The organism is Proteus sp. fly-1067, assembly GCF_040139345.1.
GTDB lineage: Bacteria > Pseudomonadota > Gammaproteobacteria > Enterobacterales > Enterobacteriaceae > Proteus > Proteus vulgaris_B.
In genome coordinates this window covers 842,114-865,613 of record NZ_JBEEUL010000001.1, presented here as the reverse complement: position 1 = coordinate 865,613, position 23,500 = coordinate 842,114, and the positions used below count along the sequence as shown (strand labels likewise).

The 23,500-nt window shown below is 33.5% G+C and carries 26 protein-coding genes; 17 read left to right on the top strand and 9 right to left on the bottom strand.

Going from position 1 to position 23,500, the window contains the following annotated elements:
- Positions 1-55: 55 nt before the first annotated feature.
- Positions 56-1,054, bottom strand: a complete 999-nt coding sequence (gene pspF / locus ABN217_RS03975) for a phage shock protein operon transcriptional activator (RefSeq protein ID WP_115349661.1) — start codon at positions 1,052-1,054, stop codon at positions 56-58.
- A gap of 217 nt (positions 1,055-1,271) precedes the next feature.
- Here pspF and pspA point away from each other — a divergent pair, with 217 nt between their 5' ends.
- The 8 genes from pspA (at position 1,272) to tyrR (ending at position 8,024) form a co-directional block, all read left to right on the top strand.
- Complete coding sequence (pspA, locus tag ABN217_RS03970; RefSeq protein WP_072067962.1) at positions 1,272-1,940, top strand: phage shock protein PspA; 669 nt, start codon at positions 1,272-1,274, stop codon at positions 1,938-1,940.
- A gap of 36 nt (positions 1,941-1,976) precedes the next feature.
- The gene (pspB, locus tag ABN217_RS03965) at positions 1,977-2,207 is read left to right on the top strand and encodes an envelope stress response membrane protein PspB (RefSeq protein WP_036937208.1); all 231 of its coding nucleotides are present in this window, start codon (positions 1,977-1,979) and stop codon (positions 2,205-2,207) included.
- Positions 2,207-2,563, top strand: coding sequence for an envelope stress response membrane protein PspC (pspC, locus tag ABN217_RS03960; protein WP_115349663.1), 357 nt, complete (start codon positions 2,207-2,209; stop codon positions 2,561-2,563). The genes pspB and pspC overlap by 1 nt, the downstream gene beginning before the upstream one ends.
- Positions 2,564-2,680: 117 nt before the next feature.
- Entirely contained in the window at positions 2,681-2,935 is a 255-nt protein-coding gene (locus tag ABN217_RS03955) for a phage shock protein PspD (protein WP_196553133.1), read from the top strand.
- Positions 2,916-4,310, top strand: coding sequence for a YcjX family GTP-binding protein (locus tag ABN217_RS03950; RefSeq protein ID WP_349459085.1), 1,395 nt, complete (start codon positions 2,916-2,918; stop codon positions 4,308-4,310). Before ABN217_RS03955 ends, ABN217_RS03950 begins: the two co-directional genes overlap by 20 nt.
- The gene (locus tag ABN217_RS03945) at positions 4,307-5,350 is read left to right on the top strand and encodes a YcjF family protein (RefSeq protein ID WP_072067965.1); all 1,044 of its coding nucleotides are present in this window, start codon (positions 4,307-4,309) and stop codon (positions 5,348-5,350) included. Before ABN217_RS03950 ends, ABN217_RS03945 begins: the two co-directional genes overlap by 4 nt.
- 535 nt (positions 5,351-5,885) lie before the next feature.
- Complete coding sequence (locus ABN217_RS03940; protein ID WP_231619303.1) at positions 5,886-6,305, top strand: hypothetical protein; 420 nt, start codon at positions 5,886-5,888, stop codon at positions 6,303-6,305.
- Between the two features lie 153 nt (positions 6,306-6,458).
- Positions 6,459-8,024, top strand: a complete 1,566-nt coding sequence (gene tyrR, locus ABN217_RS03935; protein ID WP_196553131.1) for a transcriptional regulator TyrR — start codon at positions 6,459-6,461, stop codon at positions 8,022-8,024.
- 68 nt (positions 8,025-8,092) lie between these two features.
- On the opposite strand, the gene tpx is transcribed toward tyrR, so the two are convergent.
- Positions 8,093-8,596, bottom strand: a complete 504-nt coding sequence (gene tpx, locus ABN217_RS03930) for a thiol peroxidase (protein ID WP_072067967.1) — start codon at positions 8,594-8,596, stop codon at positions 8,093-8,095.
- A 224-nt stretch (positions 8,597-8,820) separates the two neighbouring features.
- On the opposite strand from tpx, the gene ABN217_RS03925 reads away from it, so the two are divergent.
- A complete protein-coding gene (locus ABN217_RS03925) occupies positions 8,821-10,440 on the top strand; it encodes a peptide ABC transporter substrate-binding protein (RefSeq protein ID WP_284551680.1) in 1,620 nt (539 codons plus the stop codon).
- A 618-nt stretch (positions 10,441-11,058) separates the two neighbouring features.
- Here the strand turns inward: ABN217_RS03925 and ABN217_RS03920 are convergent.
- Positions 11,059-11,619, bottom strand: a complete 561-nt coding sequence (locus ABN217_RS03920) for an Ail/Lom family outer membrane beta-barrel protein (protein WP_196553129.1) — start codon at positions 11,617-11,619, stop codon at positions 11,059-11,061.
- A gap of 258 nt (positions 11,620-11,877) precedes the next feature.
- Positions 11,878-12,219: a DUF4377 domain-containing protein gene (locus ABN217_RS03915; protein WP_072067970.1), complete on the bottom strand. Its 342-nt coding sequence runs from the start codon at positions 12,217-12,219 to the stop codon at positions 11,878-11,880.
- Between the two features lie 346 nt (positions 12,220-12,565).
- Between ABN217_RS03915 and zntB the strand changes: the two genes are divergently transcribed.
- A complete protein-coding gene (zntB, locus tag ABN217_RS03910; RefSeq protein WP_196553128.1) occupies positions 12,566-13,549 on the top strand; it encodes a zinc transporter ZntB in 984 nt (327 codons plus the stop codon).
- 310 nt (positions 13,550-13,859) lie between these two features.
- Here zntB and ttcA read toward each other — a convergent pair whose 3' ends face one another.
- Both ttcA and leuE read right to left on the bottom strand, forming a co-directional pair.
- On the bottom strand, positions 13,860-14,783 hold the full coding sequence (ttcA, locus tag ABN217_RS03905; RefSeq protein WP_196553127.1) for a tRNA 2-thiocytidine(32) synthetase TtcA: 924 nt from the start codon (positions 14,781-14,783) through the stop codon (positions 13,860-13,862).
- A gap of 307 nt (positions 14,784-15,090) precedes the next feature.
- A complete protein-coding gene (gene leuE, locus ABN217_RS03900; RefSeq protein ID WP_349438910.1) occupies positions 15,091-15,732 on the bottom strand; it encodes a leucine efflux protein LeuE in 642 nt (213 codons plus the stop codon).
- A gap of 484 nt (positions 15,733-16,216) precedes the next feature.
- Here leuE and ABN217_RS03895 point away from each other — a divergent pair, with 484 nt between their 5' ends.
- Positions 16,217-16,513, top strand: coding sequence for a putative quinol monooxygenase (locus tag ABN217_RS03895; protein WP_072067973.1), 297 nt, complete (start codon positions 16,217-16,219; stop codon positions 16,511-16,513).
- A 67-nt stretch (positions 16,514-16,580) separates the two neighbouring features.
- Positions 16,581-17,180 (top strand): pentapeptide repeat-containing protein, encoded by a 600-nt coding sequence (locus ABN217_RS03890; protein WP_196553126.1) that lies wholly within the window; start codon positions 16,581-16,583, stop codon positions 17,178-17,180.
- A 46-nt stretch (positions 17,181-17,226) separates the two neighbouring features.
- Here the strand turns inward: ABN217_RS03890 and gloA2 are convergent, their stop codons facing one another.
- Positions 17,227-17,616 (bottom strand): SMU1112c/YaeR family gloxylase I-like metalloprotein, encoded by a 390-nt coding sequence (gene gloA2 / locus ABN217_RS03885; protein ID WP_196553125.1) that lies wholly within the window; start codon positions 17,614-17,616, stop codon positions 17,227-17,229.
- A 452-nt stretch (positions 17,617-18,068) separates the two neighbouring features.
- On the opposite strand from gloA2, the gene ABN217_RS03880 reads away from it, so the two are divergent.
- The 5 genes from ABN217_RS03880 (at position 18,069) to ABN217_RS03860 (ending at position 21,222) form a co-directional block, all read left to right on the top strand.
- Entirely contained in the window at positions 18,069-18,605 is a 537-nt protein-coding gene (locus ABN217_RS03880) for an Ail/Lom family outer membrane beta-barrel protein (protein WP_072067976.1), read from the top strand.
- 326 nt (positions 18,606-18,931) lie between these two features.
- Positions 18,932-19,471, top strand: coding sequence for an Ail/Lom family outer membrane beta-barrel protein (locus ABN217_RS03875; protein ID WP_197269244.1), 540 nt, complete (start codon positions 18,932-18,934; stop codon positions 19,469-19,471).
- A 229-nt stretch (positions 19,472-19,700) separates the two neighbouring features.
- Positions 19,701-20,156: a GNAT family N-acetyltransferase gene (locus tag ABN217_RS03870; RefSeq protein ID WP_197269243.1), complete on the top strand. Its 456-nt coding sequence runs from the start codon at positions 19,701-19,703 to the stop codon at positions 20,154-20,156.
- Positions 20,157-20,338: 182 nt separating this feature from the next.
- A complete protein-coding gene (locus ABN217_RS03865) occupies positions 20,339-20,620 on the top strand; it encodes a hypothetical protein (protein WP_072067979.1) in 282 nt (93 codons plus the stop codon).
- Positions 20,621-20,790: 170 nt separating this feature from the next.
- The gene (locus ABN217_RS03860; RefSeq protein WP_196553122.1) at positions 20,791-21,222 is read left to right on the top strand and encodes a carboxymuconolactone decarboxylase family protein; all 432 of its coding nucleotides are present in this window, start codon (positions 20,791-20,793) and stop codon (positions 21,220-21,222) included.
- A 357-nt stretch (positions 21,223-21,579) separates the two neighbouring features.
- On the opposite strand, the gene ABN217_RS03855 is transcribed toward ABN217_RS03860, so the two are convergent.
- The gene (locus ABN217_RS03855; protein ID WP_115349680.1) at positions 21,580-21,903 is read right to left on the bottom strand and encodes an HI1450 family dsDNA-mimic protein; all 324 of its coding nucleotides are present in this window, start codon (positions 21,901-21,903) and stop codon (positions 21,580-21,582) included.
- A gap of 115 nt (positions 21,904-22,018) precedes the next feature.
- The gene (cls, locus tag ABN217_RS03850) at positions 22,019-23,479 is read right to left on the bottom strand and encodes a cardiolipin synthase (RefSeq protein ID WP_072067981.1); all 1,461 of its coding nucleotides are present in this window, start codon (positions 23,477-23,479) and stop codon (positions 22,019-22,021) included.
- Positions 23,480-23,500 lie beyond the last annotated feature (21 nt).

Below are 23,500 nucleotides of genomic sequence, written 5' to 3'. Positions count from 1 at the left end.
TTGCCTATTTTTTAAACCACTTCTTGATAAATAAAAATCATTATTAATCATGATATTATGTTGTTATTTGGTGCTTTTTAATCAATCCTCTAAATTGATCGTAGCTTAATTTCAGTTTCTCAGCAGCTTCTTTTTGATTATATAAACTCTCTTTCAATGCATTGCTAACTAATATTTTTTCCATTTCATTTTGCCATTGTCGCAAATCAAGAGGTAAATCTGGTGGCGAAAAAGACGAAATCTTTTTTTCTAATGGTGATTGTTTTGATATTGCGGTTTGCAAGCCTGCAAAAGGATTAATAATAATATTGTCTAATTCTCTATCACTGGTTCCATGGCGATAAACCGAACGCTCCACAACATTTTTTAGCTCACGGATATTACCAGGCCATGAATAGCCTAAAAGAATTTGGCATGCGTTATCACTAAAACCAGGAAAAAAAGGTAATCCCAGTTCTTGGCACATTGAAATTGCGAAGTTTTCAGCAAGTAACATGATATCTGCTTGTCGTTCCCTCAACGGGGGCAACCTGATGACATCAAAAGCTAATCTATCCAGTAAATCAGCACGAAATTTACCTTCTTCAGCCATTGCAGGTAAATCTGCATTTGTAGCGCAGATAAGTCTAACATCCACATGCAAAGATTGGCTGCCACCAACACGCTCTAAATGACCATATTCAATAACCCGCAATAATTTTTCTTGTACAAGCATTGGCGCTGTTGCCAGTTCATCAAGAAAAAGAGAGCCACCATCAGCACGTTCAAAACGCCCTTGATGGCGACTTTTAGCGCCAGTGAAAGCACCCGCTTCATGACCAAAAAGTTCAGAATCGAGTAAGTTATCATTAAGTGCAGAGCAGTTGATAGAAATAAAAGGGCCTTGCCACCAAGGTGCAAGGTAGTGTAATCGGTGAGCGATTAATTCTTTACCTGTACCTCGTTCACCAATAATTAATACCGGTTTTTTTAATTGAGCAAGTGCTGAAGTTTGTTCTAAAACATCAATAAATTGACTATCAACACCGATTATTGTCTCTAAATTCTCATTCATTGGTTAAATTCACCATAGTGAGGTATTTTTTACCAGTTTATCAGGTGTTCGAAAAATAGGCGAACAATATAAATTGCCTATTATTAATAGGTTAAGTGAATTTTAAAAGTTGGCACGTTAATTGTATTAACTAAAGTAAGCCGAGCGTTATGATAGATGACGCCATTTAATGAAACATTTAACATTACTAATTAGCATAGCTATTAAGGATGACATCATGGGTATATTTTCACGTTTTGCTGACATTATTAATGCCAATATCGCTTCTTTATTAGATAAAGCGGAAGATCCTGAAAAAATGATCCGTCTAATGATCCAAGAAATGGAAGATATGTTAGTGGAGATCCGTACAACGTCCGCACGTACTTTAGCTGAAAAGAAAGGATTAGAGCGCCGTATCGAACAAGCGGAAAAACAGATTAAAGATTGGCAAGATAAAGCTGAGTTAGCTCTGATTAAAGACAAAGAAGATTTAGCTCGTGCGGCATTAATTGAAAAACAACGTGTTGCTTCAGTTAATGATACGCTAAAACATGAGTTGATTATCATTGATGAAACCTTGACTCGTTTGAAAGGTGAAATCAGTGAATTAGAAAATAAATTGACAGAAACTCGTGCTAAACAACAGTCTTTAGTTGTTCGCCATCAAGCAGCAAATTCATCTCGTCAAGTTCGTCGTCAATTAGACAGTGGTAAAATGGATGCAGCAATGGCACGTTTTGAACAATTTGAGCGCCGAATTGATCATATGGAAGGCGAAGCGCAAAGCTACGGGTTAGGTAAAGAGAAATCATTAGACCAACAGTTTGCTGAATTAAAAGCTGATGATGAAATTAGCGCGCAATTAGCGGCATTAAAAGCTAAAATCAATATCAATAAAGAGTAACAGCAAGCGTAATAACCATCTTATAAAGGATATGTAATGGGCTATATATTTCTGGGAATACCACTGACCATTTTTATTTTATTTGTTCTCCCTATCTGGCTGTGGTTGCATTACAGCAATCAGAAAGGTGGTGGGAATGTTCAGTTAACCCAACAAGAAATGCAGCGACTGAGCGCGCTGGTGGATAAAGCTCAGCAAATGCAGGAACGCATTAAGACGCTAGAACAAATACTTGATGCAGAACATCCTAACTGGAGGCAATCATAATGACGGTACAAAGTAAGAAATTGTATCGCTTGCCACAAGAGGGCGTGATCCGTGGCGTATGCGCAGGCCTTGCCCATTATTTTAATATTCCTGTTTTACTTGTCAGGGTTATTGCGGTGATTGCACTCTTTGCTGGATTTTTTGGCCTAACTATTGTTGCTTATCTTGTTTTGAGTTTTTTTATGGAACCTGCGCCAGCTAATTACCAACAAGGTGGTGAGCAACAGGAGAGTTTAAAAGAAATTTTAAGCGGTGTTGATAATCAATTAATGCAAGGTGAAAAACGTTTACAACAAATGGAACGATATATTACGTCTTCCAGTTATCAATTAAATAAACGCTTTCGCGATCTGTAATATTTTCACCAATTGATCCGATAAGACGCTCCGATTTAGGAGCGTCTTTCGTTAAGTCGGTTTATTTTCTACTGAATGAATTAGGAATAAGCAAAATTCCTGATTGAGGAGAGTGCTATGAATATTAATCAAGCTTATACCTCGTTAAAAACAAATAAACTCACCTACTTTGCCAAAAAAGGGTTAACATTTGGGGTAATGTTATTGACTTTATTTGGGCCAGCCGCAATAACTGGCAGTATAATAAAACGCGTAAGTAGCAAGCCGTTACGTTGGTTGGTTCTATTGATAGCAGAGCCTGTTATTAAAGCAGGTTTAAATAAGCTATCGCGTCAAATGTCTTGGGAGAAACATGAAGCGCCTACAAAATGAACTTACAGCTTTTATTAATCGTGGTGTTGATAGACATCTTCGCTTAGCGGTAACTGGATTAAGCCGAAGTGGTAAAACGGCATTTATTACTTCTTTAGTTAATCAACTTATTAATGTGCATACAGGTGCGCGTTTACCGCTATTTTCAGCGGCACGAGATAAGCAACTATTGGGTGTAAAACGTATTCCTCAGCATAATTTAAATATCCCCCGATTTACTTATGACGAAGGAATGGAATCGCTTTATCACACGCCTCCAAGTTGGCCGGTTCCGACTAAAGGAGTGAGTGAAATTCGTTTACAACTACGTTATCGCTCAAATGAATCATTAACACGTTTTATCAAAGAAACATCTTCGCTTTATTTAGAGATTGTTGACTACCCGGGCGAATGGTTATTAGATTTACCGATGCTTGAGCAAGACTATTTTGAATGGTCAGAGCAAATGAATAAGGTAAATCGTCAAAGAACATTGCCAGAACAAAATTGGCAAACACTACTTAAAAAATGCGATCCCTTTGCACCTGCTGATGAAACATTATTAGCGGATATTGCCTCCGCTTATACTGAATATTTATTAGCATGTAAAAAAGAAGGGCTTCATTTTATTCAACCCGGTCGTTTTGTTTTAGCTGGTGAATTAGCGGGCGCGCCTGTTTTGCAGTTTTTCCCTTGGCCCGATTTACAACAGCTTGATATTACTAAATTAAAAAATGCTGATAAACGGACTAATATTGGCATGCTAAAGCAACGTTATGAATATTATGGTCAGCATGTGGTAAAAGGTTTTTATCGAGATCATTTTCAAGGTTTTGATAGGCAAATTGTTTTAGTGGATTGTTTGCAACCTCTCAATCAAGGCGCTGATGTTTTTAATGATATGCGGCAGGCTTTAACACAATTAATGCGTAGCTTTCATTATGGTAAAAGAACACTACTTCGGCGTTTATTTTCACCTTGTATTGATAAGTTATTATTTGCAGCGACTAAAGCTGATCATATTACAGTTGACCAGCACGAAAATTTAGTTTCATTGCTTCAACAACTTATTCAAGATGCTAAACAAAATGCTATTTTTGAGGGGATCAGTATTGATTGCATGGGGCTTGCCTCTATTGCTGCAACTGAAAGTGGCATTGTGGATCACCATGGTGAAAAAATCCCAGCATTAAAAGGTTTTCGTTTAAGTGATAACAAGCCTTTGGTGTATTTTCCTGGTGAAGTTCCTAAACGATTGCCTGAAAAAGCATTTTGGGAAAAACAAGGATTTAGTTTCGAATCTTTTAGACCACAACAAATATCAAGAGATAGCGCAGTTCCTCATATTCGTATGGATAGTGCAATGGAATTCTTGTTAGGGGATAAATTAAAATGAATGAGCCATTAAAATCACGAATTGATTTTAAAGAGCCCATACTTCAAGATGAAGTAAGCTTAAAGAAAGGTATTGATTTTCAGGAGAATGAAGCATTTCTACCTATTGATCCTCAATTAGATGAAGAAAACGAAGGGCAGTTAGAAGGTGATATCCAATCTATTCTAAAACCTAAAAAAAGTGTATGGAAACGCTTAATCACAGTTGCAAGTACTATTTTAGGGATTAGCGTTATCGCTCAAACAGGGCAATGGATTTATGAGTCATGGATAAACTCGGATTGGATTGCATTAGGTGCGGCAAGCGCAGGGGGCTTAATTGTTATTGCAGGAATTGGCTCTGTAATAACAGAATGGCGTCGTATCTATCGCTTACGCCAAAGAGCAGATGAAAGAGATAAAGCAAAAGAATTACTTTATAGTCATGCGATGGGAAATGGTCGACCTTTTTGTGAGAAATTGGCTAAACAAGCAGGGATACACTCACAACATCCTGCACTAATTCGTTGGCAAAGTGCATTACATGATACGCATAATGACAAGGAAGTATTAGAGCTTTATAGCCAATTAGTTCAGCCTATTTTAGATAAACAAGCGAGAGCTGAAATTAGTCGCTCTGCTGCAGAATCAACATTAATGATAGCAGTAAGCCCGCTAGCGATGGTTGATATGGCTTTTATTGGTTGGCGTAATATTCGTTTGATTAATCGTATCGCTGAAATTTATGGTATAGAGTTGGGATACTATAGTCGCTTAAAATTATTTCGCCTTGTCTTAGTCAATATTGCATTTGCGGGTGCTACTGAACTAGTAAGAGAAGTCGGAATGGATTGGCTTTCTCAAGATCTAGCTGCACGACTATCAACACGAGCAGCCCAAGGAATTGGTGCTGGTTTATTAACGGCACGTTTAGGGATCAAGGCAATGGAATTATGCCGACCACTACCTTGGATCGATGATAATAAACCAAAGTTGGGTGATTTTAGAAAAGAGCTTATAGGAAAATTAAAAAATACAATTAGTGGTAAGAAAAAAGAATAAAATAATGTTTCTAACATTGAGTTATTTTAAATAAAAACCGTAGAGTTATTTCTACGGTTTTTTTGTATCAAAAATTTGTGAAAAAAAAGTTTGTATAAAATTACGGTCATGATGTAAATGTCAATATTTTATATTTAAATAAATAATTTCATGCTATAAAACTCCGTCTGTTTTTATTTATTATATTGTAATTATTTATTAATGAAATTAGTTCAATAAATTATCTTTAAAAAGAGTAAAACTATCCAAAAAGAAAGGTATTTATAATCTATTGTATTCATTGAATAATGTTTGTGTTCTTAGTGAAATATTCGTAATTTCTATAAAAATATTCCCTTTTTGATAGAAAATAGTATTGAGTTTAATAGGGTAAGTAGCGTTAAATATCACGGTAAAATATTTACCACAGAAATATTATTTTAATATATTTTTAAAACTTACTTTGTAGGCAATTTTCTATTAAAAAAGAAAGATAGTTTTATTTATAAGAAATAGGTAAAGAGTTAACAAATAATACTTTTAATTAGGTCGAAAAATGAAAGAAATACAGATGTCAGTAATAAAAAAACTCTCGAAGGAGAGACGCCAGCTTTATCTTAGTTCTACTCTTAATGTGTCAAATATTGATAAACAATTGAGTATTTTGATCCCCATTCTTAGTGAAACAATCTATGAAATTAAAAAAAAGCAGTACCAAAAACAACCTAAACCATTTCAAATAAAAGAAACATCAGAATTTTTTGAATATCTAAGAGAGGCAGATAAAAAAGAACAGGCAATCAATGCATTAGAGTATCTTCTTTTTTGTTTTGATAATGGCTGTAAAACTATTAAGAAAGTAATACGCCGAGAATTAGGCCCCTTAATAAAAGATATCGAATATCTTATTGATTTTGAGCTAAAAAAAATAATAAAAAACTCTTCATTTTCATTATTTGATTTTTTTAAAGCATAAATAATTCAGGTTTAAAATCAAAATACAAGCTTATCTGTGTAAAAATAAATGCTAGTAGTGTCAACTTTTGCTGACAAGGCTCTTTATTTGGTTGATATTTATGTATAATATCTAGAATAAGTTCAGGGTCACTCAGTATTAAGAAGGTTTATAATGCGTTTAGAGATCACTTGTGAAGATCGCATCGGGTTAACCCGTGAATTGTTAGATCTACTAGTATTAAAAAATATTGATTTGCGTGGAATTGAAATATTTCCAATAGGTCTTATCTACCTGAATTTTTCACAGATTGACTTTGATATATTTCAACCGCTAATGGCGGAAATACGGCGAATAAATGGTGTTATTGATGTTCGTACGGTTGCATTTATGCCATCAGAACAAGAGCATCGAGCCATGTGGACACTGCTAGAATCTGTGCCAGTTCCGGTTTTTTCTATTAATATTAAAGGCCAAATAAAATTACAAAATCCGGCAACTCGTCAACTATTTGAACTTGATGCTAACGATAATAGCGAGAAATCATTCAATCAACTGATCCCTAATTTTAATATTCATCGTTGGTTAGAACAAAAAGATCCTTCAGCTGAAATTATTCCAATCAATTTAAAAAAACAAAGTTTTGATATGGAAATAGTACCAATAAAACTTGCAGATGATAACCAATCTAATCATTGTGTCGGCGCGCTTATTTTATTGAAATATCGAGATGCTATTCATGAGAGTTCAAAATTAATTGTTAGTGATAATCATGAATTTGAGAAAATTATTGCTGTTAGCTCTCAAATGAAACAACTTGTTGAACGTGCAAAAAAAATGGCAAAAATGGATGCGCCACTGCTATTGGTGGGGGATACCGGTACAGGAAAAGATTTATTTGCTAAAGCCTGTCATTTCCTTAGTTCCCGCGCTAGAAATCCTTTTTTGGGACTCAATTGTGCTTCAATGCCTGATGATGTAGTAGAAAGTGAATTATTTGGTTATGCTGCAGGAGCTTACCCTAATGCTGTCGAAGGAAAAAAAGGCTTCTTCGAGCAGGCAGACAGAGGAACTGTTTTACTTGATGAAATTGGCGAAATGTCGCCTCAAATGCAAATTAAGCTTTTACGTTTTTTAAATGACGGGACATTTCGTCGTGTAGGTGAGGAGCACGAGGTTAATGTCAATGTTCGTATTATTTGTGCGACGCAGAAAAATTTGTGGGAGTTGGTGCAAAAAGGATTATTTAGAGAAGATCTCTATTATCGCCTGAATGTATTAACGTTAACTCTACCTCCGCTGCGGGAAAGAAAAGCCGATATTATGCCGTTAGCGATGCATTTTATTAACCAATATTGTATTGAGCAGCAAGCAACTAAACCTGTAATATCACCGGAATTATCAGTTTATTTAACACAGTATGGTTGGCCTGGTAATGTTCGCCAATTAAGAAATACTGTTTATCAAGCAATGGCACAATTAGTAGGAAACACTCTGCGAATTCAGGATATTACTTTACCTGAACATACAGATGAAACTCTATTTGATGAGGATTTATTGGAAGGCTCTTTAGATGAAATGACAAAACGCTTTGAAGCTTCAATTTTAACACGTTTATATCGCGATTATCCAAGTACCCGGAAACTTGCAAAACGTTTAGGCATTTCTCATACGGCGATTGCCAATAAATTGAGAGAATATAATTTAACAAATAAAAAGAATGAAAAATCTGAAGGTTAATTTTGTTGTAGGAATTTCTGCATAAAAAATAGACGAGCGTAATGCTCGTCTATTTTTTATAATGAATATTATTTCAGTGCATTTAATGCATTATCATAATTTGGTTCAGTTGTGATTTCATCAACTAACTGGGTGTAGAGAACAGTGTTGTTTTCATCTAACACAATCACTGCACGGCTAGTTAAGCCTGCTAATGGGCCTGATGTAATGGCAACACCATAGTTTTCTTTAAATTCAGCACCACGCATTGTAGATAATGTTACAACATTATCTAAACCTTCAGCACCACAAAAACGCGCTTGGGCAAAAGGTAAGTCAGCTGAAATACATAAAACAACCGTGTTATTTAGTTCATTTGCAACTTTATTAAATTGACGAACACTCGCAGCACAAACACCCGTATCTACGCTTGGGAAAATGTTTAGAACTTTACGTTTACCTGCAAAGTTTGTTAAAGAGATATCATTAAGATCTTTACCAACGAGAGAGAAATCAGCAGCTTTTTGACCTACTGTTGGGAATTTACCCGCCAGAGTCACTGCATTTCCTTGTAAAGTAACTTGATGTGCCATTGTTGTTCTCCTTTATTAGTTGTCAGACTAATTATTATTAATACTAAATTATTAACGAAAAATCTTGTTAATGCTTAACCATTATTAAAACTTGCCACTATTTGCATAGTGACCATGAAAAACATAAAAATTTATAAAATATTTGTAATCAGTGATTGTGCCTTTTTATCAGGCTCTTATAATTATGCAGTTCATTCTCATACAGATTACAGGACGAAACAGTCATGCGCAAAATATTCGTCATTTCATGTGCACTTGTCGTTCAAGGATTATTCCTATCGCAGGTAAATGCGGCGGTAGTACCAGCTGGAACGATACTTGATAAAAAACAAGAAGTGGTTAGACATTTAAAAGATGAACCAGCGTCACTTGATCCTATTAATGCCGTTGGTTTAACAGAAGCTCAAGTGCAACGTGATTTATTTGAAGGGTTGACGATAGAAGATGAACATGGGCGAGCTATTCCTGGCGTCGCTCAGAGTTGGCGTACTGAAGATAATCGTGTATGGATCTTTACTTTGCGTGATAATGCAAAATGGTCTAATGGAGAAAGAGTCACCGCGGCTGATTTTGTTTACAGTTGGCAACGATTAGTTGACCCTAAAAATCTTTCACCTTTTGCATGGTATGCTTCACTCGCTTCTATTGAGAATGCTCAAAAAATTATTGATGGAAAATTAAAACCAAGCTCATTGGGTGTAGAAGCAATAGATGAAAAAACGTTAAAAGTGACGTTAGAGCGGCCCGTTTCTTATTTTCCAAGTCTGACAACGAATTTTTCTTTATACCCAGTTCCTCGCCATAGCATTGAAAAATATGGTGTTGGTTGGATCAAGGTTGGTAATTTAGTTGGAAATGGTGCTTTTGTTTTAACAGACAGAGTGGTTAATGAAAAAATTGTATTAACGCCTAATCCTTATTATTGGGATCATAAAAATACAGTATTAACAAAAGTCACTTTTGTACCGATAAACCATGAATCACATGCAACTAAACGCTATTTAGCGGGTGATATCGATATAACAGAGTCATTTCCTAAAAATTTATACCATAAACTAATGAAAGATATTCCTAATGAGGTTTATATACCAGATCAATTAGGAACATATTATTATGCTTTTAATACTCAATCAGGGCCAACAAAAGATATTCGTGTACGTAAAGCGTTGGCAATGGCAATAGACAGAAAAATCATTACCGATAAAGTGTTAGGCACTGGTGAAAAGCCAGCAAACCGTTTCACACCAGATGTTACGGCTAATTTTACACCAGAATCAACTATTTACGATGAATATAATCAAGATGAGTTAGATAGCCAAGCCAAGATACTGTTGGCAGCAGCAGGATATGGATCTCATAATCCATTAAAATTATCATTGTTATATAATAATTCGGAAAATCATCAGAAAATTGCCATTGCAGTCGCTTCTATGTGGAAGAAAAAGCTAGGGGTTAAAGTCGAACTACGCAATCAAGAATGGAAGACGTATATAGACAGCCGAAACTCAGGGGATTTTGATGTGATAAGAGCATCATGGGTTGGTGATTATAATGAACCTTCTACTTTCTTAAGTTTATTAGGCTCTAAACATGCAGGCAATATACCTAAATATCAAAATAAGCAATATGATGAAGTTTTGACATTGTCAGGCATGGCGATTGATGCAAATGAAAGAAATAGTTTATATAACCGAGCAGAGCAAATTATCGCTGAGGATGCGCCAATAGCACCTATTTATCAATATACTAATGGACGATTGATAAAACCTTGGTTGAAGGGTTATCCCATTGAGAATCCTGAAGATGTTGCCTATAGCCATACGCTGTATATATTAAAGCATTAAAATAGTAATGAAATAGATTACTTGAAATTAGCCATTGGTGAAATGAGGCTGTATAAAATAGTAAGAGAAAATAGATAATGCCTCAAAGTTAATACCTTACTTTGAGGTGTTTTTTTATTTAAAAACAAAAAAGAAAACTAAAAAATTCTTGTTTTCAGTATTAATTTTGAATAAATGGAGGTGTATAAAATAAGAGGGTATATAAATAAAAAAAGAACCCCTTTTAAAAGGGGCGTAGCAAAATAAAGCAGATTAATTTATTGTCTGGATATAAATTATATTTTTAATGCCCTGTTTGCACGCTTTTTATTGTATCTAACTGTTACGGCAATTAATAATATATGTATAAAAAAAAAGTCCCTCTGTTATAAAAACAGAAGGAGACTCAAAAGGAATAAACATTGCAGAAGAGATGTTAATACATTTTTGCCACTTTGTTTTGACTAATTGTGCAATGTGTCCGATGTTAAATATTATATTTCATATTATTTATAGGTATAATTCCTTAAATACAATAAAAATTGATGTGTTTATTACTATATTTAAGCCTTTTATAGATAAATCCACCTATTAGCATTCTATTTATTGTTAAATAAAACTATAGTTTTTCAGGGTGATTTAAAAACGATAACCTAAAGATAATTGTATGCTATTTAATTCAATGTGACGTTTGTTTGCTGTGACATCGGAATAAAGATAGCCAAAGTTAATTGCAATCTCTTTTGTTGGGTGATAATCGATACCTATTTGACCAATAACACTTGTTGTCTCAACAATATGTGTGTCTGTTACCTCTATTTCAGGATGAAATTTATCTTCTTTATGTTTTAATTTATTGGGCCCCATTTGGGCATAAACAGAAAAGGTCGGTGTTATTCTATAAGTAGGACCGATTAATAGAGCTGTAGTTTTAGTTTTATATTGTTTTATTGATGGTGTGATAAAACGAGGATCTTTAAAGGGTTCTTTATGATTTGAATTTAAATGCAGTAGAGAAACTAATATTCCCCACGTATTTCCTGTCTCATAACGATAGCTGACAATCATCCCCTTTGCTGTATCACCTTTTATTTTTCCATGCATATAACCGCCATAGACGGTATTTGCCTCATTATTAGCATGCAATGTAGAAGAATAAGATAAAGCGAAACTAATTAAAAAAAAGACTAATTTATTCATTATAGAGTTTCTATGTTGATGTAAAGAACTCTATTTTTAGTAAATTCAAACACGATTTCAATGTTAATTGATTGAAATTACTCTTAAAAAAAATTAGCAGACTTATCTATAATAAATAATAAAAAATGAGATTACATAAATAGCTTATTAATAAATTTTATCAATTTGTTAATAATAACTATCAGAAAAATAATATTAATAGATGAATTACTCACAATAGTGAATACGGCCTATTGTGAGCTTGAATTAAGTAAAAAATTACTTTTTATCGACAATTTCTACCAGTGTATATTTTACACTAGGTGCATCAGCTGGGGGATTAGGAATATCTGTAACATTTACTTTTAATGTGTATTCAGTACCTGCTTTATATTCAAAACCTTCAATATTCTGATAGAAAAGGGACCATTCGCCTGAAGGTAGTTCTTTCACCTTCATGCATTTCATTGGTGCAACACCGACACAGTCATAAAGTTGTGAATCGACCAGAAGTGTTTTTGTTGTATCAGAAGTAGAGGCAGTATTAGCACTTTCAGTCGATGTTGCATCATTGCATCCGACTAAAAGTAAAAATAAAGGAATAGCGAGAAATTTTTTCATATTCATGACCTTATTTTTAGGTTGCAATAAATGTATAAGATAATATTTAGTATACACTAGGGAGCTAATTATTATAAATTACAGTAGATAAAATTTTTTCTATAAATAAAGGAAGTTATCTATAGGTATTTTCAGTATTAATATACTAACGTAATTATCCGAATTGGATTTAGTGTAATAATCCTAAAGTGGGAAATATAAATAGAAGCTTTAGATTAACTATACAAAAATAGTGTTGATATACAGTGGACTAGAAAAAAGTATAAAATAAAGCTTTGAAAATAATTAGATAAAGAGATGATGAATTAATCTATTGCGACTAAAGCAAGAGTATGGAGGAAACTAAGTGAAAACAATTAATGACTCTATTTTGCAAGATTCAGATGCAATTTATGCCACACAACTTGATGGACATGGGGGAGCAATAGAAATAACACCAAAAACAGTTGTTTCAAATGAAACCCCATATTGGATACATTTAGATTATCGCAAGCCACAAAGTGCACAATGGATCCAAGATACAGAATTACTTCCACCGATTGCTAAAGATGTATTATTAGCTGAAAACGTAAGACCTAAAGCACAGCGTATTGGTGAAGGTGTCATTATCAACTTACAAACAATTAATAATAATCCTAATGACCGACCTGATGAACTAGTTGCATTCAGGATTTATATTAACAGTCAAACTATTATTTCAAGTCGCCATCGTCGTGTTAATTCGGTTGATTCAGTTATTCATACATTAGAGTTAGGCAATGGACCTGAAAGCAGTGGTGATTGGCTTATTACCATGGCAGATGCTGTGACCGATGAAATAGGGGAGTTTGTTGAAACGCTGCATGATCAATTAATTGAATTAGAAGATATGATCCTCGATCAACAAATACCGGCGAGAGGTGAGCTTGCCTTATTAAGAAAACAGCTGATTGTCTTACGTCGTTATATGGCACCACAGCGAGATGTATTTTCAAGGCTTTCTATCGAAAAGCTACCGTGGATGAGTGATAGCGATAGAGTCACAATGCTTGAAATATCGGAAAGACTTTCTCGACGTTTAGAGGATTTGGACAGTAGTATTTCTCGTACAGCAGTAATCGCTGATGAAATAACATCAATGATGGCTGATGCGATGAATAGACGTACTTACACTATGTCATTAATGGCGATGTTATTTTTACCAACAACATTTCTAACAGGACTATTTGGTGTCAATTTAGGCGGAATACCTGGAAATGAATTTCCTTATGGTTTTACCATTTTTTGTTTATCTCTCTTTGTTTTGATTGTGATTGTTACTTGGTGGTTAAAGCGTAGTAGATGGTTGTAAAAATTCAGAAAATTAATCGTAACTAAATGGATTTAAAAAAGAATTCTCTTACCCTGTTTGAGATATATCAATTTTTTAAAATAGAACATCTGGCATTATAACTCTCGCAGGTGAATACAACGTTGAGCGATGAACGTTGTGCTCCATAATTGTAGTTTTTCTCATATTGAGTTCTTAATACAGAATAATTGACCATTATTACACCGATGTTTATTAACATCGGTTTTTTTTTGCTTAAAATTATTGTTGGCGATTATTTTATCAAAAAAATCCTAAGCCTCTAAGACAATAAGGCTTAGGTGATAGAGGCCTATTTAACTTCAACAATATCTAATTTATTCTGGCTAAAGTCTGGGCGCTCGTCATCTTCTTCTTGAAACATCACCGGTACAGCAGGGATCTCATCTTTATCAAATGCTAAGTCACCACCATTAATAACTTCATCACCATGTTTGATATTGGCAAAGTCAAATAATTGAGTATCACACAGATGTGATGGAACAATATTTTGTGTTGCTCTAAACATCGTTTCAATGCGTCCTGGATAACGTTTATCCCAATCTCTCAACATCTCTTTAATTACTTGGCGTTGAAGATTAGGTTGAGAGCCACAAAGGTTACATGGAATAATTGGGAATTGTTTGGCTTGTGCGAAACGCTCAATGTCTTTTTCACGTGCATAAGCGAGAGGGCGAATAACAATATGTTTGCCATCATCACTCATTAATTTAGGTGGCATGCCTTTAAGTTTGCCACCATAAAACATATTTAAAAATAACGTTTCTAAAATATCATCACGATGATGACCTAAAGCAATTTTCGTTGCGCCGAGTTCTGTCGCTGTGCGATATAAAATACCACGACGTAAACGTGAACATAACGAGCAAGTTGTTTTACCTTCAGGAATAATATCTTTGACAATTCCATAGGTATTTTCTTCAACAATTTTATATTCCACACCAAGTTCATTTAAATACTCAGGTAAAATATGCTCAGGAAATCCGGGTTGTTTTTGATCTAAATTGACGGCAATAAGTGAAAAATGAATTGGTGCGCTTTTTTGCAGATTCATTAAGATGGAAAGTAGTGTGTAACTATCTTTACCACCAGAAAGGCAGACCATGATTTTGTCGCCTTCCTCAATCATATTAAAGTCAGCGATAGCTTGCCCAACATCACGGCGTAAGCGTTTTTGGAGTTTGTTGAAATTATACTGCTCTTTTGGGATGCTCATTTTTTACGGTTCTATATCGTTGCTGATTATTCTGTAACTTGCTAACCAAGGCTTTGTTTTCATGTTACGTTTTGAACCCTTAAAAACTTTATCAATCAATAAGCTTTTAAGACCCAAATACTGGACGATTTGAAAAACAAAGTTATTTATGGCAAGAAAATTGATAAGTCGCCAATGATACCAGATGCTAGGGTAGTTTCGATATAGATAACTGCAGTTAAGCGATATCAGAACTAGTTAAACATGGAAATAAAAAACGGCAATTCGTCAATGATTGCCGTTTTTTCTCATTTTTTACTACATTTAATTATGATGATAATGTCGCTAATTTTGTAGCAAAACCCATAAAGAAAATGCCTATAACACCATTTCCTAACTTAGCAATATTTTTGCGAGAGCCGAAGAATCGAGCAAGCGCTACACCGCCAAATATTAAAAAAGAGAGATAGATAAAACTAAAAGCCTCAAGCATAGAGGCTAGGATTAAATAGGATAACCCTGTATGTGCATAATTAAAGTCGATAAACTGCACAAAAAATGAAATATAAAATAAGATTGCTTTAGGATTGGTTAAACTTAATGTGAGTGCTTTTCTAAAAATATGTTTTTGTATATTCGCTGTTTGTTCAGCATGTGTTTTTTTGGAAAAAAAAGTTGAATGAATAATTTTTATTCCCAGATAAAGAAGGTAAAAAGCACCTAAAAAACGGACAATAGTAAAGAGAACTGGGGAGGCTTTTATTACAGAGGCGACACCAATAAAGGCGAGGAAAATCAAAATTGCATCACCTAAAAAGACACCAAATGCTGCACGGTAACCTGCACTGACACCGCCAGATGCACTTGTTTTTAGTACATAAAGTGTGTTAGGTCCAGGAACAAGAATAATAAAGAACATACCAGCAAGGTATGTCCAAATATTGAGTACGCCAAATTGTTCAAACCACACGTTAACCCCCAAATCTGACTTCTTCGTATAACTTCATGAACCATTATTATATAAAGAGGATCGCTCCTATTAAAACGTATATTTTCATTTAAATTAATAATAAATGTTTGATGATCACTGCTATTTATTCAACAAAAAAATTTCTTTGTTATTTCAAAGAGATCTTAGCACTACTTCTATCTTTCCTTTCAAAATAGGTGTGCTCTTAAAAAGAAGATAACGTATTGATAGAGATATAAAATATGTTTTAAAGGCAAAAATACAACAGAGAAAATTGATGAGTTTGCCCAAAAAGTAAGACTGTTCACTTATTAGCTGGAAAGTGAACACTTAAAAAGAATATATCTGCTTTAACGATGTTATTTTCATCTTTTTAATATTGCTTTTTTCTTATGTAAAGATGATAGATCTCTTTAGGTAACTCGACTATATTTATCTGTATGTTTATACAGTTAATGCTTATTAAGTCGATCAAGGAAACATCATGCTAAAAGTGATTGCTGAAGAATTTATTAAAACAGAAGCGATTGAAATTGTTTTACCACTCTACCGTGAATTAGTGGAAGCGACAAAGAAAGAACCTCTTTGTATTAGTTATGATTTATATATTGATGAAAAGGACCCAGGTCATTTTGTTTTTATTGAGCAATGGCCTGATCATGCTGCTCTTGATATTCATTGTGCCAGTGAACATTTTCAGCGGCTCGTTCCTATGATTGATGCCTATAAAAAAGCCGAGCCTAAATTTTTACTTATGGGGAATGCTTTTGATGAAAAGTAAAGGGAAGAGCACTAGCCTACTTTTTTAGGAGAGTTATTTGTTAGCATAAAATATATCGGAGTAAATTATGGAAAGTATAGAAAACAACCAGGATTATTTAGACAAAACATTTAATAAACTTGATGTGGCAGAAGGGGAATTTAAAAATATTACCTTTGAACAATGCGAATTCCATCAATGTGATTTTTCATCTGTAAATTTATCACACTGTAAATTTGTTAATTGTTTATTTGATCGTTGTAATTTAAGTTTAGCATATATACCGAATACTCGTTTTTCTAATACAGAATTTATAGGGTGTAAACTCGTTGGTATTGATTGGACTAAAGCACATTGGCCTCGGTTTGATCTCTATTCACAATTAAGCTTTAAAAGTAGTATTTTAAGTGGATGTAATTTTTTTGGTTTAAAACTCTATGAATCTGTTTTTGATGATTGCCGATTGCATGATGTCGATTTTAGAAATGCAGAACTTAATAAGTCGATAATGATAGGATCTGATTTTACAAATAGCTTGTTTATGCAGACAAATATTGAGGCTGTAGATTTTACAGATTCACATTCATTTGATATTGATATTCGTCAAAATAAAATTGCAAAAGCAAAGTTTTCAAAATTTGAAGCTCTTGATTTATTGCGATATCTCGATATTAAATTAGTCGATTAAAATTGTCAGAAAGAGCCACTTAAATAAGTGGCTTTTTTAGTATGGTTTATGCGCAATATAATTCTAGAGGCAATCCGTCGGGATCTTGAAAAAAAGTAAATTGCTTATGACTACCAGGATCAATTCGTATTGGCTCACATGTAATACCATGTTGTTGTAGATATTGAATACTTTCTTCAACATTATCGACACTAAAAGCAAGATGGCGTAAGCCACAGGCTTCTGGATAATTTAAGCGTGGAGGTGGTGCTGGAAAACTAAATAGCTCAATTTGGTAATTATCCCCAAATGCAAGCTCTGCTTTCCATGATTGTATTGCTTCACGATAATTTTCTTTAAGTAACGTTAATCCCAAAATATTGCAATAGAAATGTTTACTCACTTCATAATCGACACAAATAATCGCAACATGATGGATTTTATTGAGTTTTAGCATAAATAGTAGCGCTCTAATCTAGTAAGAAATTCCCACCTATTATGATGCTAAATAAAGTTAACAACAATAGATTAATTTTTAAACTTAAATTAATTTATTACCTTTAAAACTACCATGTGTAATAATTTGTTTCTCCTTAACCTATATAATAGTTTTTTCTTTCTAGTGTTGAATAATTTGCTTTTAATTATAGTGAATAAAATAATATTTAAAATAAATTCACACCTAAAAATATAGACTCATTATTTAATTAATGATGGTGTAAAATAATGTATGTTTACTCTTAATAAAGATAGACTTTTAATTTTACCCTTAATGATAATGATGCCTTTGTAAATAATTTATTAATAAAGTATTATTTAAAAATAAATTTATTGGATTTATTCCAGTTTGATAAAAGAGCTAAATTTAGCTCTATTTTTCTGTTTTTTCATTTTATATAGAGAATAAAGATGAACCGTTTTTTACTTATTTCTACTTCAATGTTGGCAATTTCTACACTTTCTTTTAATGCACATGCTGCATTGAATAATACTCTTTCAGTAGGGTATGCTAAAAGTTCAATTAAATTCGAAGGTAATAAATTTGAGGATAATCCTAAAGGAGTTAACTTTAAATACAATCATGAATTTGATAATAATTGGGGCGTTATTGGCTCACTCACATATACAAAGTTAACATATGATTTCTATAGTTATTGGGGCAAAATAGGAACCACGGAAATTGATTATGTTTCATTAACAGCGGGTCCTAGCTATCGTTTCAATGATTACTTTAGTGCTTATGGGTTAATCGGTCTTGGTCATGTTAATCAAGAAGATAAGTTTTATGATTATCGCGGTGACTATAATAAAACGTCATTAGCTTATGGTGTAGGTTTTCAAGTAAATCCAATTCCTAATATCGCAATTGATGCATCTTATGAATATTCAAAGCTAGATGATGCTAAATTTGGGACTTGGGTGCTTGGTGTGGGTTACCGCTTCTAATATTGTCTTAATATATTCTATTTCTTAGAAAGCCACATTAAAGTGGCTTTTTATATTTATATTTATATTTAATAATATTAAAATTAATTATTTCCCTCGGTTTATCATGCTTTGTATTTTAACTTTATTGATTTTAAATTGTTAAACAATCGTTTTTCCAAGGTAATTATTTTATATTTTAGAATGTAAGAAATAAAATATTCTTATAAATTTTTTTTTGCTTTATTATTTTAATTGAGAGTTTATGCGTTATAACACTAACTTCTTATTGGTTTAAATTATATTCACTTAATTACTTTAACGATTTAAAAACATAGAGGAATTTAATGAAAAACAAATTAGTAACTCCAATTGTAGCTATTGCTTTATCAATAATAACATTTAATGCATCTGCTAATTTAAAAAACACCTTATCCCTTGGTTATGCGCAAACTCAGATAAAAATCGATGGTGATAAGGTAGATGGGGCACCTAAAGGGATTAATATTAAGTATGATCGTAAATTAAATGAGAGCTTTGGTATTATTGGCTCAATTATTTATAATCATAAAAAATATTATTGCTATGATGTTCAGGATGAAATGAACGCTCAGAGTAATTTTAATTATTATTTACTTACTGCTGGACCTAGTTACCGATTTAATGAATACATAAATATTTATGGTTTAATTGGTACGAGTATTATTAGTGCTAAATATAAAGATGATATTGAAAATCATCATGAAAAAAAAGCGTCTTTAAGTTATGGTGTAGGTCTTCAAATAAATCCAATCTCTAATATCGCAATTGATGCATCTTATGAATATTCAAAAGTGAATGATGCTAATTTGGGAACTTGGGTACTCGGCGTGGGTTATCGCTTCTAATATTATATTAAACAATCCTTATTCTAAAGACCATGATATATGGTCTTTTTATTTAATTAATTTCTATATTAATATTTCAATCAATATTGTTGTAATGATGTTCAAAAATATTATAAAATAAGTATTTAATGTTAAGTTTTTAATTTATAATAATCAATTATCCGCTTTTTAACAGAATAAATTATCTGTAAGTAAAATATCTTTGAGATGTGGGATTTGGAGGATCAACATGTTAACAGTTATAAAAGCAGAATCATCACATTATAATGAGATGATCTTAGTTTGGGAGTCTTCAGTTAGGGCAACACATACATTTTTGTCTGAAGATATTATTTCATCGCTTAAAAAAGATATTTTAGAACAGTATTTCCCTATGCTTAATACTTATATTGCGATAGATGAAAATAAAACTATTCATGGGATCTTAGGTACAGCGGGAAATAGGCTCGAAATGCTATTTGTTCATGCTGATTCTAGAGGTCATGGTTGTGGTAAATTGCTCATAAATTTTGCAATAAATATACTCAATATTGATGAGTTAGATGTTAATGAACAAAATCCTCAAGCAGTTGGCTTTTATCTGCATATCGGGTTTGAGCAAATAGGGCGTTCTGAATTAGATGGTCAAGGAAATCCTTTTCCACTACTACATTTAAAATTAAACAAAAATAAGTATAAATACTAAACAAAGAACGAAATAAAAAAATGTATTACTAAAATGAGAGAGGGAAATAAAAAACACTCTCTCTTTCCCTTTCATAAAGATCAATTATTCACTTTAATTTGATTTATGTCGTGATAATTCCTTCACTTTCATGGAATAATTTTTTCATAATTAAATAAATTTCATATAGTTATGGAATCGTCATGAAGAAAATAGTTGTTGTTATTTTATCTTTATTTGTGCTACCTGCTTGTTCAGAATCACAAGAAAATGCAGTTATTGAATATTGTCTGGATACATTAAATGTCTATAGCATTGTCACTAAAGATCAATGTTTGTGTTTTTATAATGAAGTGGACAATAAATTTTCTTCCTCTGAAATAGATAGAATGATCCAATCATCCCCCATCAAAAAAGACAGCACATTAAGTCGTGAAGGTATAATGTTTTTAACTATTACTCACTCATCAAGATGTTTTGAATAAATAGCATTATAATTCGTTTAATAGAAAATAATACATTAGATATAAATACTTAATTCATTGTTTTAAGGTGTAATACCACAAAATTGATAAACTCATTACTATAAATCGCTTACATTGGTACTGTTTTTATATCCAGCATGTAATTTGTTTGCCTTTATTGTGAGAATATTATGTCAAAATTGCGTTTATCTTACCCAAAACTTAGTCCCGCAGCTTATGCGGGCTTAATTCAATGTAAAACAGCATTAGAAAGTAGCTCACTTGATATTATGTTGATTGAACTTGTTTATTTAAGAGTCTCTCAAATCAATGGTTGTGCTTTTTGCCTAGAAATGCACAGTACTTCGTTACGTCATCATGGTGTTGCCCAAAATAAATTAGATGCATTAAATGGTTGGCAGGTCAGTGAGCGATTTACAGAGAAAGAACGAGCTGCATTATTATGGGCTGATGCTGTAAGTCAAATTTCCGCAAAAAATACCAATGATGATATCTATCAACAAGTGAAAGCATATTTTTCAGATACAGAAATGAGCGATTTAACATTGGCAATCGGATTAATGAATGCCTTTAATCGTATTGCAGTGAGTTTACGTCAGTAATTATCTGTATTTAGGGTAATAAGCATGGCAAGACAATTTAGTATGGAAAAAGCGCTGATCTTAATAGCGCTTTTAATTTTTTCTGTTGTATGTTTACCAGAGATATTGCATTAACGGTATATAAGCAAAAACTAAAGCGAAAAGAATAAAAAAGATGCGTAATAACATTTTTTGGGTTTTTATTACACCATAAAACATCACAATAATAAGAACAATGCAGATATACCAATAAGATGCGCCAAAGAGAGCGAGTGTAAAAATCGTATCGGTAAGAAGATGGCTTGAGTTCATTTTATTGGCTATTTGAAATAGAAATCGCCAGCCTAAATATGAGCTGGCGAAGATAGTGAAAAGATATTATGACTTCCAGATAATATGGAACATGGGATTTAAAGGATCACGGCTAATCAGTACACGCCCAAAAATATCATCAATATCTGAATTATCATCAGGTGCAAGGCCAATAATCACTTCACTAAAGCGAGCAGGTGTAACTGGCAGACCAACAATGAATTGCCAATCATTACCTAATGGAACCACTTCGGCTGCACCTCTTTCTTCAAATTGCAGATTAAAGAGTAATTGGTCTGCAACATCTAAATTATCAGCTGCTTGAGCTAAAAAGAGATCATACGCTTGTTCTAGAGCGTCATCTTCACTGATCAAGGTTGGTTCATTCATGGTAATGCCTGTTTATTATTCCAATGATTATCGCGTTGTTTGTATCGCATTTTTGCGAATTTAGCAAAGTATTCTATCGCAGATCCTATTTACCTTCTTGATAACAATATTTCTGTTATAACAGAGGGCTAAAGAAATAGCAGATACGTTCTAAAACGCGATTGAAGAACGGTCGCTTTTCCCATTCATCTAATGTTAATTCTGTAGAACGAGCAATGTAATCATATTGTACAATGCTTAAGTCGCTACCAAAACCTTCATCATCAATGACGACAGTAATTTCAAAGTTTAACCATAAGCTTCGCATATCAAGATTAACAGAGCCGACCATGCTGAGTTGCCCATCAACCATTACGCTTTTGGTATGTAATAAGCCATCTTCAAACTGAAAGACTTTCACACCTGCTTCGAGCATTTCTGTAAAAAATGCACGACTTGCCCAACGTACAAGGAAAGAATCATTACTACGAGGCACAATAATACTTACCTCAACACCCCGCATTGCTGCGGTTGAGATTGCATGGGCAAGATCGTCACTAGGCACAAAATAAGGTGTTGTAAGAACCAATTCTTTTCTTGCTGAATAAATGGCGGTAATTAATGACTGCTGGATGAGTTCATCAGGAAAGCCTGGACCTGAAGCAATCACTTGTGTTGTATGACCGCTTTCTTGTTCACAAGGCATAATGTTGTCATCAGGAGGGGGAGGTAAATGGCGCTCACCTGTTTCCATTTCCCAATCAAAGGCATAAATCATACCTAAAGTAGTAGAAACAGGGCCTTCCATTCTGACCATGATATCAATCCATTGTCCTACACCTGAATCTTGCTTGAAATAACGAGGATCAACCATATTCATACTTCCGGTGTAGGAAATATAGTTATCAATCAATACAATTTTTCGATGCTGGCGTAAGTCCATTCGGCGTAAGAAAAAACGGAATAAATTAACATGGAGTGATTCGACAAACTCAATACCCGCGGCTCTCATTACATCAGGGCCTTTGGTTCGAAAGAAATTCCAGCTTCCAGCAGAGTCAACCATGATACGGCATTTTACACCCCGTTTAGCGGCTTTGATTAAAGCATCTGTCACTTCTTCGACTAAACCACCAGGTTGCCAAATATAAAAAACCATTTCAATATTATCGCGGGCATTATTAATGTCTCGCGTGATTGAGTTCAACGAATCTTCGCAGGTAGTTAACAACTCAATTTTATTCCCTTTAACGCCTTTTATACCTTGGCGTTTAGCGGTTAATTGAAAAAGAGGTGTTGCAACATCACTAGTACCCGTTGCAAAAATATGCTTACATTTTTTTAAGTCTTCGAGCCAAGCAACAACAGAAGGCCACATCTGCTTAGCATGTTCAACACGCCGTTTACCAAGATGTAATTCACCAAAGGCAAAATAAGCAATAACACCGACTAATGGCAGAATATAGATTATCAATAGCCAAGTCATTGTGGAGGTGACAGGACGTCGATGCATTAGGACACGAAATGTGACCCCTGCAATTAATAGCCAATAGAAGAAAAAGGTTAGCCAACTTAATACAGTATAAAATGTTGTCATAGTAGAGCTATTTTCCGTTGA

Bases quoted from the DNA above. Each gene is read 5' to 3' on its own strand.
- tpx (WP_072067967.1), bottom strand. From the start codon at position 8,596: ATGGCACATCAAGTTACTTTACAAGGAAATGCAGTGACTCTGGCGGGT.
- ABN217_RS03860 (WP_196553122.1), top strand. From the start codon at position 20,791: ATGTCAAAATTGCGTTTATCTTACCCAAAACTTAGTCCCGCAGCTTAT.
- ABN217_RS03865 (WP_072067979.1), top strand. From the start codon at position 20,339: ATGAAGAAAATAGTTGTTGTTATTTTATCTTTATTTGTGCTACCTGCT.
- ttcA (WP_196553127.1), bottom strand. From the start codon at position 14,783: ATGAGCATCCCAAAAGAGCAGTATAATTTCAACAAACTCCAAAAACGC.
- ABN217_RS03855 (WP_115349680.1), bottom strand. From the start codon at position 21,903: ATGAATGAACCAACCTTGATCAGTGAAGATGACGCTCTAGAACAAGCG.
- ABN217_RS03895 (WP_072067973.1), top strand. From the start codon at position 16,217: ATGCTAAAAGTGATTGCTGAAGAATTTATTAAAACAGAAGCGATTGAA.
- ABN217_RS03955 (WP_196553133.1), top strand. From the start codon at position 2,681: ATGAATATTAATCAAGCTTATACCTCGTTAAAAACAAATAAACTCACC.
- ABN217_RS03925 (WP_284551680.1), top strand. From the start codon at position 8,821: ATGCGCAAAATATTCGTCATTTCATGTGCACTTGTCGTTCAAGGATTA.
- ABN217_RS03915 (WP_072067970.1), bottom strand. From the start codon at position 12,219: ATGAAAAAATTTCTCGCTATTCCTTTATTTTTACTTTTAGTCGGATGC.
- ABN217_RS03950 (WP_349459085.1), top strand. From the start codon at position 2,916: ATGAAGCGCCTACAAAATGAACTTACAGCTTTTATTAATCGTGGTGTT.
- tyrR (WP_196553131.1), top strand. From the start codon at position 6,459: ATGCGTTTAGAGATCACTTGTGAAGATCGCATCGGGTTAACCCGTGAA.
- ABN217_RS03940 (WP_231619303.1), top strand. From the start codon at position 5,886: ATGAAAGAAATACAGATGTCAGTAATAAAAAAACTCTCGAAGGAGAGA.
- ABN217_RS03920 (WP_196553129.1), bottom strand. From the start codon at position 11,619: ATGAATAAATTAGTCTTTTTTTTAATTAGTTTCGCTTTATCTTATTCT.
- cls (WP_072067981.1), bottom strand. From the start codon at position 23,479: ATGACAACATTTTATACTGTATTAAGTTGGCTAACCTTTTTCTTCTAT.
- pspA (WP_072067962.1), top strand. From the start codon at position 1,272: ATGGGTATATTTTCACGTTTTGCTGACATTATTAATGCCAATATCGCT.
- ABN217_RS03870 (WP_197269243.1), top strand. From the start codon at position 19,701: ATGTTAACAGTTATAAAAGCAGAATCATCACATTATAATGAGATGATC.
- pspC (WP_115349663.1), top strand. From the start codon at position 2,207: ATGACGGTACAAAGTAAGAAATTGTATCGCTTGCCACAAGAGGGCGTG.
- pspF (WP_115349661.1), bottom strand. From the start codon at position 1,054: ATGAATGAGAATTTAGAGACAATAATCGGTGTTGATAGTCAATTTATT.
- gloA2 (WP_196553125.1), bottom strand. From the start codon at position 17,616: ATGCTAAAACTCAATAAAATCCATCATGTTGCGATTATTTGTGTCGAT.
- pspB (WP_036937208.1), top strand. From the start codon at position 1,977: ATGGGCTATATATTTCTGGGAATACCACTGACCATTTTTATTTTATTT.
- ABN217_RS03880 (WP_072067976.1), top strand. From the start codon at position 18,069: ATGAACCGTTTTTTACTTATTTCTACTTCAATGTTGGCAATTTCTACA.
- ABN217_RS03875 (WP_197269244.1), top strand. From the start codon at position 18,932: ATGAAAAACAAATTAGTAACTCCAATTGTAGCTATTGCTTTATCAATA.
- ABN217_RS03945 (WP_072067965.1), top strand. From the start codon at position 4,307: ATGAATGAGCCATTAAAATCACGAATTGATTTTAAAGAGCCCATACTT.
- ABN217_RS03890 (WP_196553126.1), top strand. From the start codon at position 16,581: ATGGAAAGTATAGAAAACAACCAGGATTATTTAGACAAAACATTTAAT.